Annotated in this window: 13 protein-coding genes; 1 reads left to right on the top strand and 12 read right to left on the bottom strand. The window is 43.7% G+C overall.

Annotation, left to right across the window (positions count from 1 at the left end):
* Nucleotide 1: 1 nt before the first annotated feature.
* The 12 genes from nuoE to FYJ53_RS05450 form a co-directional block, all read right to left on the bottom strand.
* A complete protein-coding gene (gene nuoE / locus FYJ53_RS05505) occupies nt 2–520 on the bottom strand; it encodes an NADH-quinone oxidoreductase subunit NuoE (protein WP_154557093.1) in 519 nt (172 codons plus the stop codon).
* Nucleotides 521–743: 223 nt separating this feature from the next.
* On the bottom strand, nt 744–1,649 hold the full coding sequence (locus tag FYJ53_RS05500; protein WP_154557092.1) for a DMT family transporter: 906 nt from the start codon (nt 1,647–1,649) through the stop codon (nt 744–746).
* 12 nt (nt 1,650–1,661) lie between these two features.
* A complete protein-coding gene (gene ilvN / locus FYJ53_RS05495; protein ID WP_013381582.1) occupies nt 1,662–2,150 on the bottom strand; it encodes an acetolactate synthase small subunit in 489 nt (162 codons plus the stop codon).
* A gap of 10 nt (nt 2,151–2,160) precedes the next feature.
* Complete coding sequence (gene ilvB, locus FYJ53_RS05490) at nt 2,161–3,798, bottom strand: biosynthetic-type acetolactate synthase large subunit (RefSeq protein ID WP_154557164.1); 1,638 nt, start codon at nt 3,796–3,798, stop codon at nt 2,161–2,163.
* Nucleotides 3,799–3,893: 95 nt separating this feature from the next.
* Complete coding sequence (locus FYJ53_RS05485) at nt 3,894–5,045, bottom strand: DUF362 domain-containing protein (protein WP_013381584.1); 1,152 nt, start codon at nt 5,043–5,045, stop codon at nt 3,894–3,896.
* A gap of 11 nt (nt 5,046–5,056) precedes the next feature.
* Nucleotides 5,057–5,905 carry a S1 RNA-binding domain-containing protein gene (locus FYJ53_RS05480; protein ID WP_013381585.1) on the bottom strand — a complete coding sequence of 283 codons (849 nt, stop codon included), beginning with the start codon at nt 5,903–5,905 and terminating at the stop codon, nt 5,057–5,059.
* Between the two features lie 88 nt (nt 5,906–5,993).
* A complete protein-coding gene (locus FYJ53_RS05475) occupies nt 5,994–6,440 on the bottom strand; it encodes a hypothetical protein (protein ID WP_013381586.1) in 447 nt (148 codons plus the stop codon).
* Complete coding sequence (coaD, locus tag FYJ53_RS05470) at nt 6,437–6,928, bottom strand: pantetheine-phosphate adenylyltransferase (protein WP_013381587.1); 492 nt, start codon at nt 6,926–6,928, stop codon at nt 6,437–6,439. Before coaD ends, FYJ53_RS05475 begins: the two co-directional genes overlap by 4 nt.
* A complete protein-coding gene (rsmD, locus tag FYJ53_RS05465) occupies nt 6,925–7,494 on the bottom strand; it encodes a 16S rRNA (guanine(966)-N(2))-methyltransferase RsmD (RefSeq protein ID WP_090414647.1) in 570 nt (189 codons plus the stop codon). The genes coaD and rsmD overlap by 4 nt, the downstream gene beginning before the upstream one ends.
* Nucleotides 7,495–7,506: 12 nt before the next feature.
* Nucleotides 7,507–9,558 carry an ATP-dependent DNA helicase RecG gene (gene recG, locus FYJ53_RS05460; RefSeq protein WP_154557091.1) on the bottom strand — a complete coding sequence of 684 codons (2,052 nt, stop codon included), beginning with the start codon at nt 9,556–9,558 and terminating at the stop codon, nt 7,507–7,509.
* 15 nt (nt 9,559–9,573) lie between these two features.
* Nucleotides 9,574–11,193: a DAK2 domain-containing protein gene (locus tag FYJ53_RS05455; RefSeq protein ID WP_154557090.1), complete on the bottom strand. Its 1,620-nt coding sequence runs from the start codon at nt 11,191–11,193 to the stop codon at nt 9,574–9,576.
* Nucleotides 11,194–11,205: 12 nt separating this feature from the next.
* Nucleotides 11,206–11,553 (bottom strand): Asp23/Gls24 family envelope stress response protein, encoded by a 348-nt coding sequence (locus FYJ53_RS05450; protein ID WP_013381591.1) that lies wholly within the window; start codon nt 11,551–11,553, stop codon nt 11,206–11,208.
* A gap of 155 nt (nt 11,554–11,708) precedes the next feature.
* Here FYJ53_RS05450 and rpmB point away from each other — a divergent pair, with 155 nt between their 5' ends.
* Complete coding sequence (gene rpmB, locus FYJ53_RS05445; protein WP_073382339.1) at nt 11,709–11,897, top strand: 50S ribosomal protein L28; 189 nt, start codon at nt 11,709–11,711, stop codon at nt 11,895–11,897.
* Nucleotides 11,898–11,930 lie beyond the last annotated feature (33 nt).

Genomic DNA, 11,930 nt, shown 5'->3' with positions numbered 1-11,930 from the left:
CCTACGCCTCCTGTTCCTTCAGTTCTGTTAAAATGTTAACCACCTTATCCTTTGTGAGCTGCCCGTAGGTTTCTCCGTCGATCATCATAACCGGCGATAAAGAGCAGCAGCCCAGGCATGCGACATTCTCTAAAGTGAAAAGGCCATCCTCAGTGGTTTCCCCCTCCTTGATACCAAGATGCTCTACAACAGCTTCCTCAATCATCGAAGACCCATTAACATGGCATGCTGTTCCCTGGCAGAGCATGATCAAATGTTTACCGACAGGATTCATACGGAATTGGGCATAAAAAGTTGCGACACCGTATATTTTCGCTACGGGAATATCTGTTTCACGAGAAATATACAACATTAAATCCGGAGACAGATAGCCGTAGGTTTCCTGAGCCTTCTGCAGGATGGTAATCAGGCTTCCTGCTACATCGGCGTATGTGTCCAGAACTGCATCTAATTCTGGAAATTTGGGTTCATCCTGACAGCCGCAGCCACAGTGATGATCATGATGGTGTTCGTGATTCATAATTACTCCTTACTTTCTTCTTCCTGATTTAACAGGATTCCTCATTTTCTTCCACTTGCACAATGTATCCAATTTTTCAAAAGAAATTTTCCCGTTTTAAGACTAAAACGGGAACGTTTTGCAGTAATATTTTCTTATTCTATAATATAAATCCTTATTGTTTTTATTATACTACTATTTTTAAAATTTGCAAGCTTTTCTTGCGAATTTTTTCACCTTTATTCTAATAATTTTTTCTTTCACTTTTCATCTCAATGTTTTCTCCCAGCTGTGTTGCCGAAGCTGCTTTTTTATTTGGAATAAGCGTCAGTATAATCCCACATAAAATAGCTGCAAACCCGCACATTGTATAAAAACTCGGAACCTCTCCCACAAAGAAAAAAACAAAAACAGGGTTAAGTATTGGCTCCAGTAACGAGAGAATCGACGCTTCAAAAGCCGATACCAGACGGACCCCTTTTAGGAAAAACAGGTAAGAGATACCAATTTGGAATACACCGAGCAATATAAGGTACAGCCAGTTTACCGCGGGGATGCCCGAAAAAGCTATCTGGCTGTGCATAAACAAAAGCATTACCCCAGCCATGATAAAATTGATAAATCCGATAATAGTGATGTCATCCATCGGATACTTTTTCTCCATAAAATACTGTTCAAGTGCATAGGCAATACCTGCCGATAAAGCTAAAAGATTTCCGGCAATAGCGGCCACATTCCCAGAGGCGTTCAGCGGGTCACAAAAAATAATGATAATTCCAGCCAAGATCGTAACCCTTGGAATAAACTCCCGTGCAACCAGCTTTTTTTTACCTCCGATAAGATAAGCCATATAGAGCCACAAGGGGGCCGTGCACTGCAGTATAATCGCGTTGGCGGCAGTTGTCAGCTTAGTGGCAATGACAAAACTGATGGTTAAATAAGTATAAGAAATAATAAGCCCGATATAATTTTTGCTGAACTTAATTTTTTTCCATTTTATAAACGGTAGAAAAACGCAGCCTGCAATTAAACTTCTCGCAAAAGCAATGCTGATCGCACTCGCTTCAATGCTTTTAATCAAAAGGCCGCCTGTGCTCATTAGCGTGACGGCCAGTAAAATGAAGCATGCTCCTCTATTTTTTGAATTCATTCCCCGCAGCACCTAAATCATCCGATGCCCTCTCTGAAGGCCAGTATCTCCAGAGCGCACAAATTCCAAAATTCCATATGGCTCAATCATATTAAAAAATGCGTCGACCTTATCCCGGGTACCGGTAATCTCCAACACCAGGCTTTCGCGCGCCACATCTACAACATTGGCTCTGAATAAGTTGGAGATTTCTACAATGTTGGAGCGGGTTTCATCATTGGCTTTGACTTTAATAAACACGAGCTCCCTGCGAATGGAATCCTCAGGCTTTAGCTCAATGACCTTGATGACATCGATAAGCTTATTCAGCTGTTTTTTTATTTGGGCGAGGATATGTTCATCACCTGTAACTGTAATCGTGATACGTGAGACTTTGGCATCCTCTGTTGTGCCGACAGTCAAGCTGTCAATATTATAGCCGCGCCTTGCAAAAAGCCCTGCAATACGGCTCAAAACCCCAAAGTTATTTTCAACCAAGAGGGATAAACAATAGTTTTCCATGGCTTCTCTCCTAAATTTTTATAAAGTCTTCATGAACCTGACATTCAATCAGAGTCGGCCCGTTATGAGCGATGGCATCGTTCAGGGCCGCTTCGGCTTCTGCATTTGTGCTCGCCTGATACCCTTTAATGCCATATGCCTCAGCCAGCTTCATAAAATCAATGCTGAAATTAATGTCTGTGCCGCTGTAATGGTTCTTGCCATAAATATCATGCTGAAGCTGACGGACCATTCCAAGCTTATGATTGTTGATCATAATAATGTTGATATTCAGGTTGTGCTCTGCAATAACCCCCAGCTCGCCCATGGACATCTGGAAGCTACCGTCGCCGCAAATCGCGAAAATCTGCTTCGTATTTTCCCGTGTCGCAAAAGCAACGCCACCGGCTGCCGGGATACTATAGCCCATCGTTCCCAAGCCGCCTGAAGTAAAGTAATGCCGATCTTTACAAACCTTAAAATACAGCGCAGACCAAATCTGATTCAACCCGACATCCGCAACGACAGTTGCGTTATCCGAAGCGATCTCCCCTAACTTCTCAAACAAAATCTTGGGATTCACCAGTCCTAAATCCAGATGTGTGTCGTACAGAAGAGGGTGGTTTTCCTTGATGATCTCAATGGTTTTCAGCCAGTCTCTTGTATCCTTTTTTAAATCCTTCTGGATCAGGTCAAGTAAAACCGTGCGTGCATCGCCTACGATGGGCACATTGGTATCGTCAATATTTTTCCCAATTTCTGCAGGGTCAATGTCAATATGGATGAGTTCCATATCATTGATCATATCCATCAGGTTGTTGGTTCCTCTGTCAGACATCCGGGCGCCTACACAGATGCAAAGATCCGCTGCCTCTAAAATTTTATTCGAATACTCGAAGCCATGGCTGCCGGCAATACCGCAGTACAGCGGATTGTCTTCCGGAAAACATCCAACCCCCATCAGTGTCGTGATAACTGGGATACCATTTTGTTCTGAAAATGTAAGAAGTTCTTTTTCGGCATAGCTTAAAACCACTCCGCCGCCGGCATAAATAATCGGACGCTTGGCAGCTTTCATCTTTCTGATCGCTCTCCGTATCTGACCTGTATGTCCCTCGTAGGTTGGCTTGTAGCCCCGTATCTCTACCTTCTCACAGTATTTGACACTTTTAAGATTTGTATTCTGCACATCTCTTGGAATGTCGATCAAAACAGGACCCGGGCGGCCTGTGGAAGCAATGTGAAATGCTTCTCTTATAATCCGCGGAATATCTGCCGCATCTTGAACAAGATAAGAATGCTTGGTAAATGGCTCGGTGGCACCAGTAATATCCGCTTCCTGAAAAGCATCCGTTCCAATGAGATCTCTGTTAACCTGTCCTGTAATGGCGACAAGTGGAATAGAATCCAAATAAGCGGTAGCGATTCCAGTGACCATATTGGTTGCTCCCGGGCCAGAAGTTGCCAGGCAGACGCCTACCTTGCCAGACTCTCTTGAATAACCGCTGGCGTAATGCGGTCCAGCCTGTTCATTCCGGACCAGCACATGCTGGATGGGGGATTCACGAAACGCTTCATACAAGGGCAGCAGCGCACCGCCCGGATAACCGAAGACGACCTCCACATTCTCTTTCTCCAAACACTTTAAAATCAATTTTGCTGCTAACAGTGGAATCACTCCCTTTACTTTAGTATAATTTAGTAATTCAGTCTATGATATTATTTTTAAAATAAACTGTCAAGACTATTTTAAAAGATAAAAATTTAACGATATATCAGTAATTTGCCTAAAAGCGGTGTTTTAACTGTAATGGCCTTTTTAGGACACATTTCCTGGCAACAGTAGCATCGAATACATTTATGGTAATTGTAATGCGGTACACGGCCATTGCGTGTCTCTTTCCAGGTCAACGCTTTATCTTCCAGAGGACAGGAGGCTACGCAGATGCCGCAGCGCACACAGCGCTCTTCAATGATAACGGGCTTTCTGGTAATCAGTCCTCTGATTTTAGACAACTGGCCAATAGTACTGTTTACCTCGGACCGAACCGGAATCCGTTCAACATTAAAGTTGCGGTTGACGTGATCCTCCAGCTTTTCGCCAAGGATCTCAATTTTATTAGCATCACCAGTGCCAAGTCCCATTTCTTCACCAGACGCAATGGTTGGCACATAAGACGGCTCCAGATCCACCAGACGGGCAAAGGTGGCGTCCAGCGCGACAGGATCATCTGAGATCAGGAGCAGGTTCATGGCGACAGGTGTGCCTGACGCCGGACCGTTCCCCTCCATCGCGATGATCCCATCCATGACAAAAAGACGTGGTCTTATGCACAGGTTCAGATCGACCAGCATTTTTCCAAATTGCAGACTGTCTGGGTAGCGCGCGTGGCACGCTCCCTTATTAAATCCATAAACACAGCCCAGCTGGTTTTTCACCGCCCCGGTGATCCGCGTGAGCCCGTGGGTTTTCATCTTACAGATGCTGATAATGGCATCGCTTTCCAAAACACCCTCAGCCAATTCAAATTTTTTAGTTGTCACCCCTTCAGGATAGGCAACCGTTTTTCCCTTTGAGAACTCCAACAGTGAGATACCATGTCGGTCAGCCACTTCCTTGATTCCCGCTTCCTCTGCGACCTTTTCAGGGTTTCCGATCCCCGGGGAATCCCCATAGCACAGATTCTTACACGCCGCTTCTTTTAAAATACGAACCATCGCTTCAAACACTGCCGGATGTGTCGTTACAGCGCTTTCCTTTTTCTTCCCGCGAAGCAGATTAGGCTTCAACAAAATTTTTTCCGTCGGGCAGAAAAAACGCTCGATTCCTCCAAGCGCTGTCACCCCCTGCTTTAAAGCTTTGTAGACCATTTCCGCGTCATAGGAATCGCATTGAATTAAAGCTACCTGAGACATTTTTTACCTCTTTATTTACCAATCAGCTCGATGCCATTGGCTGTTTGTTTTATTTTCTTTTCCTTCATCAGCTTGCCCAACGCGCGTTTAAAGGAGCTCTTGCTCATTTTAAACTCCTTACTGATGATTGAAGGGTTGGTTTTATCATTATATGGCAGCATTCCACCGTTTTTCTTCAGCTTATCCAGAATTAAAAGCGCGTCCTTTGGTATTTCTTTATAAGCTTTTTTATTAGGGCTTAAAACCAGCTTGCCATCCTTACGAATCTCCGTGACCCTGGCTTTAATCTTATCGCCACAGTGAAAATCAGTTGTCATTTCCTTTTTCAGAATCATACCGTGATAAGCGTTATCTACGGCGACAAATCCCCCGAGCTCTGGATTAATCTGATATATGTAACCCTCGACCCAGTCGCCGTCCTTATAGGGTGATTGGGATTTAAGCAGTGGATAAACCTTCATGGTGGCACAGAGACGGTTGCTCTTATCAATGTAAAGATTCACAAGGTACTCGCGTCCCTTCTGTACCTTTGTAATCTGCTCATGGTAGGGCAGCAAGAGGTCTTTCTCCAGACCCCAGTCCAAAAAGGCGCCGACCTTAGTAATGTCTACTACCCTTAAGGGCGCAAACTCGCCCAGCATAATCTTGGGCTTTCTTGTCGTCGCAATGAGCCGGTCCTGGGAATCCCGGTAAACAAACACCTCAACTTCATCGCCAACCTTACAGTTTTTGGGGACTTCTTTCTGTGGCAGCAACACACTGTCCTTTTTTTTATCTTCACTATCGCCGGCTGTTAAATATAAACCTACTGATGTCTGACGGTCAATTGTCAGATGCTGCATTTTTCCTATTTCAATCACTTTACTTTTCCACTTATTCCTTTTTAAAATTTTGTATACAAATTTATCTTATTGCAAAAAATAGGACTTAAAAAGTCCTATTCAGCCATTACTTAATTTCTTTAATTTCTTTCCGGTTCGCTTCGATTTTATCGTTCAGTTCTTTTAGCTGTACCTGGAGATTATAGAGTATTTTATCCGAATAATGCTGTGTCCCTATGCGCAGCTCCTTAGCGCTTGCCTGGGCATTTTTAATGATCGTTTCCGCCTGAGCAGTCGCAGTTCTGGTGATTTCATTGGTATCGATCATTTCCTTCAGCTTTTTCTCGGCTTCATTCTTGATCCGCTCTGCATCTCCTTCTGCTTCAACCATTATTTTTTTCTTTTGCTCTACTATTTCCCGGGCTTGTACCAGCTCTGCCGGCAGCTCTTCCCGTATTTCATCGATAATTTCCATTATTTCTTCAGGACTGACCAAAGCCTTTGACGAAAATGGCAAGGTATTTCCCTTTTCCACAAGTTCTTCCAATTCAGTTAGCAGTTCTAAAACCTTCATTCTCTAGCATCCTTCCCATATTTTATCCGTATCGCTTTTTCAACATGTGGAGGTATGAAATCTGACACATCCCCATCGAATTCCATAAGCTCCCGCACAACGCTTGAGCTTAAATAGGAATACTGATTGTTTGTCACCATAAAAAAAGTTTCAACATCATTGTCCAGTTTTTTATTTGTCAGAGCCATCTGCAGTTCAAATTCAAAGTCCTGTACTGTCCGGAGTCCTTTCAGGATCACCTGGGCTCCTTTTAATTTTGCATAATCCACCAGCAGCGAGGACGAGACATCAACCTCTACATTTTCCAAATGCGCTACACTCTCTCGGATCATCGCGCACCTTTCTTCACTGGAAAACAGGTAATTCTTTTTATAATTTACCATCACGCACACAATGACCCTGTCAAAATGCTTTGAGGCTCTTTCTATAATGTCCAAATGACCAAAGGTAACCGGGTCAAAGCTTCCGGGATACACAGCACTTCTCATTGATCAAAATTCTCCCAACTATAAAAACTGACTAATGTCGTTCCATACTTTTTTTCTTTATATTTTGCAAATGATTTAATCGTTATTGGCATTATAACAGATTTTTCGTGTTCCATCATTATAATTCCATCAGAATTCAAGATTTTTTTCTCACAGATTTTTTCCACGATCGAAATCATACTAATCCCATCCTTATACGGTGGATCCATGTATATCATATCACATTTTACTGAATTTTTGCATAAAAAACCAATTCCTTCTTCTGCTGAACAATTTTTTACAATTGCTTTGCTTTCGAAACCAGTCAATTTTAAATTTTTCTTAATAATACCGATGCTGTTTCTGGAAATATCAAAAAAATAGGCCTGCGGAATCCCACGACTGAGAGCTTCTATCCCCATAGCGCCGCTCCCGCCAAAAAGATCAACAAAAACCTGGGCTTCCCTCAACTCGACCTGAACACTGTTAAAGACAGCCCCTTTAACCTTATCTGTTGTCGGTCTTATAAAGTCGCCATCGATGGATACAAGCTTTGTTCCTCTTTTTTCTCCTGCTATTACACGCATTTCATTCTCCCTCTAATTCATAGAAATTTCCGATAAATTTTTGTAGAATGTTTCAATAATCCGAGCCCGATAGGCCATTGTTTCTTTATCGCCTGAATGATAGATCTCCTTCGCCACCTTTTTTGTTTCGCTAATGAGATCAAAATCCTCGTAGGGGTTCAAGGCTTTGAACTCAGGAAACCCGTGCTGCTTCATCCCAAAATAATCACCTGGCCCGCGCAGGCGGTAATCTTCATCAGCAATTTTTTTACCGCTGTGATTGTTGACGATCACGCGCATACGTTCAATGGTCTGGTCATTTCTGGAATTAGAAACTAAAAAGCAATAGGACTGATGCATACCGCGTCCCACACGCCCCCGAAGCTGATGAAGCTGAGACAGGCCAAAACGGTCTGCACTGAGAATCGTAATCACTGAAACATTGGGTACATCAATCCCAACTTCAATAATACTGGTCGCTACCAGCAGATCAATCTCACAGCGGTTAAAAGCATCAATAATCTGCTTTTTGTCTTCACCAGACATCCGGCTGTAAAGGCAGGCAATGCGGTATCGGCTTCCGTAAAACTGCTTTACCTCCGCAAATACGCTTTGAATATCTTTAACCTCGCTCATTTCCTCTGACTCTTCAATAAACGGACAGATAACAAAAGCCTGCCGTCCCTTGTCCATTTCGTTCGCCATAAAACTCAAAATTTTCGGATACGATTTCTCATTGTAAAAGTAAGTCTTGATTTTTTTCCGTCCTTTTGGCAACTCGTCAATATAGGAAACATCCAAATCTCCATAAAGGATCAAAGCCAGCGTTCTGGGAATTGGGGTAGCGCTCATAACCAGTGTGTGGGGCATTTCTCCCTTCAAACCGAGCTTTCCGCGCTGCTTAACCCCAAAGCGGTGCTGCTCATCGGTGATCACCAGGCCCAGATTATAATAGTCCACGCTGTCCTGTATAAGCGCATGTGTCCCGATGATCACCTGCGCCTCGCCGCTGGCAATGGTCTTCGTCACCGCGTTTCGCTCTTTGGTTTTCTGTGAGCCTGTCAGCAGTTCAACACATATGCCATAAGGTTCAAGATACTGCCTAAAATTTGCGACGTGCTGGCCAGCCAATATTTCTGTCGGCGCCATATAAGCGGTCTGGTAACCATTGAGCGCCATGAGATAAGCGCACGCAACCGCGATAATCGTCTTACCGGAGCCCACATCCCCCTGAACCAGACGGTTCATAACGATTCCCTTTTTCATATCGCCTGCGATGTCATCAAGCACACTTAGCTGGCTGGCTGTCAGTTCAAAGGGCAGGCCTTTTGTGAAACGCCTGAGTGCCTCAAAATTGTCGAGACTGATCTTTGACACACCGTTTAAAGCCCGGCTGTTCATAATACCGATATTAATCTTCAACGCTTCCTCGAATTTTATCCGCCCTTTTCCCTCAACTACATCCTGGGGCGTATCCGGAAAATGTATTTTTTCAAGGGCTGCCTCCTTTGGCAGCAGGTGATACCTTTCCCGGTAGCATGCTGGCAAATCATCCCTTATGAGCAGGTGCTGCCTGAAAACAGCGGCCATGTATTTTTTTAGCGATTCCCCCGGAACCCCCTCAATCTTGGGGTAAACAGGGGTAAGAATAAAGAAATCCTCTAGCTTGCTCTCGTGAGCAAACTGGGGATTATACATTTGACGCCGATTATTCTTTATGACAACCCTCCCGAAAAAATAATAGGTTTCATTTTCGGAAAAAACATCCCTGAGATAAGGCTGGTTAAACCAAACGATCTCACCCTTTACCGATTCACCATTTTCAAGTGTTTCCACAACCGGCAGCACAAAAAGAGACATATTTCTGCGGATACGCCGCAGTGCTCCTCTTTTTGCTGCAACGGCCTTTACGGTTACAGCCTCCTCCGTTTCTGCTTGAAGCGATCCCATTATTTTTCGATTAAGATATTTTCGGGGATAAAAATCAAGCAGCTCTTCAATTGTTGTAATACCGTGTTCTCCAAAAGCCTCGGCTCTTTTGGGACCGATACCCGATATGTTTCTAATTGAATCCGACAATTTCATTTTATCCCCTCTGATTTATTCTACAGACACAATGTAATAATACAATGGCTGTCCGCCTTCGTTGATTTCAACATCGCAGTCCTCAAATTTTTCTTCCAGATTTTCAACAAGTGCTTCCGCATCGTCCTCTGCAACATCCGAACCGTAGTAAACAGAAACCAGCTCGCTGTCCTCGTCGACCATTTTGTCCAGAAGCTCCTTGGTCACCTCGGCTACATCATCACCCTTCACAACGATTTCGCCGCCAAAGATACCAATAATATCATTTTTAGCAATCTTCAGGCCATTGATTTTGGTGTCACGAACTGCAAAGGTAATCTCTCCCGTTTTAACAGTTGGAATGACTTCCAGCATGTTCTTTTCATTTTCTTCCCAGTCAACCTCGGGCTGGAAGGTCAGCATCGCTGTGACGCACTGCGGAATTGTCTTGGTTGGAATAACATGCACATGCTTTTCTGAAATGGCCTGTGCCTGATTGGCGGCCATGATAATATTACTGTTATTCGGGAAAAGGAAAATTTCTTCCGCATTGGTCTTTTCAATTTCATCCAGAAAATCTTGGGTGCTTGGATTCATGGTCTGTCCGCCGGAGATCACTCGGGTAATCCCAAGATCCTTAAATAAATTGGTAAGACCTGCCCCCGGAGATACAGCCACAAAGCCATAGGGCTTAGGCGGTTCATTGTCCTCAGCTTCCTCCTCAGGTGCGCCCAGCATTTCACGCATATTGTCAACCTTCATGCGGATCAAAGCGCCATAGGTCAGCCCCTTTTCAAAAGCCTTGCCGGGGTGGTCCGTATGCACATGCACCTTAATGATGTCGTCATCTTTGATAACAAGCACACAGTCCCCAATCGTATTCAGGTATTCACGCAGCTCATTATCATCCGCCTTGGCAGCGTCCTTGACGATAAATTCTGTACAGTAGCCAAAGGTAATATCCTCGGGCTGCATGTTTGAATCGTCCACAAAGCGCTCGCGGTCGCTGATATTCAGGTTTACCTCCTGACTCAGCTCCTGATTGGTCATTCCCTTATAGGCACCCTCCATAATAAAAATCAAGCCCTGTCCGCCGGCATCTACCACACCGGCTTCTTTTAGCACTGGTAACAATTCCGGTGTCTTTGCCAGTGATTTTTTGCCGTAGGAAATGATGTTTTCAAGATAATCGTCAAGATTGTCATAACGGTCATAATTATCCATGGCAAATTCAGCCATTTCACGTGCAACTGTCAAAATTGTACCCTCGGTAGGCTTCATAACTGCTTTGTACGCAGCATCTGCGGCGGCGCGAATCGCCAGCCCGAGACCCTTAATATCCAATTCTTCCTTGTCCTTACAGCCTTCGGCCAAGCCGCGGAGAAGCTGGGAAAGGATAACGCCAGAGTTCCCGCGCGCACCGATCAAAGCGCCGCTGGAGGCGGTTTTTGCCACACTGTAAAGGCTGACGCCCGTCATTTTTTCCAGCTCACTTACCGAATGTGAGAAAGTTAAAGACATGTTGGTTCCCGTATCACCATCCGGTACCGGAAACACATTAAGCTCATCCACTGTTTTTTTATAAATTTCGAGATTTTTTGCACCATACTCGAACATTTTTTTTAGTAAATTTCCATCAATAATTTGGGTCTTCATTCCTTCCTCCACCTACACTCTTACGCTTACGACATTAACACTGATGCGTTTTACCTTCAGTGAAGTTTGTTTTTCAACGCTATATTTTACGGCTGAAATAATATTTTCAGCAACAACGGAAATCTTTATAGCCTGCTCTACGATCACGTACAGATCGATAATCAGTTTTCCATCGTCGTCGATTTTGACGCCGACGCCTTTGCTGGCCTGCTCTCCGGACATTATTTCAATCAGACCGTCCTTACCGCGCTGATGTGCCATACCGACTAAGCCGTAGCATCCCATAGCAGCGTTTCCGGCAATATCCGCAATCGCTTTACGCGAGATATCAATATATCCTAATTCGTTTTTTATTTTCATTGGTAAATACTCCTTTATCTTCTTTACTCAACTATATCATATCTATTTTACATAAATATTTCAAGAAAGTCAAAATTCTTATTGCATTATTTTTAAATTTTGTGATATAATAACCTCTGTTTTAGTAGAAGAATAGCGCAAGGGAGGTTGGACAAATGGCTAAAGAATGTTTTGTATGTAAAAAAAGCGTTGTGTCTGGCAACAATGTCACTCACTCTAATAAACATAATAAAAGAGTATGGAAACCTAATTTACAAAAAGTTAAAATTGTACTTGATGGTACTCCACAAAGAGTTAATGTTTGCACCAGATGCTTACGTTCCGGTAAAGTTGAAAGAGCATAGTTCTCGCTTCAACTTATAAAAACGTGCAGGTAT

The sequence above is a fragment of the Eubacterium sp. BL-380-WT-2B genome (assembly GCF_009696115.1).
Classification (GTDB): Bacteria; Bacillota; Clostridia; order Eubacteriales; family Eubacteriaceae; genus Eubacterium; species Eubacterium callanderi.
This window is presented reverse-complemented; position numbering and strand designations above follow the sequence as displayed.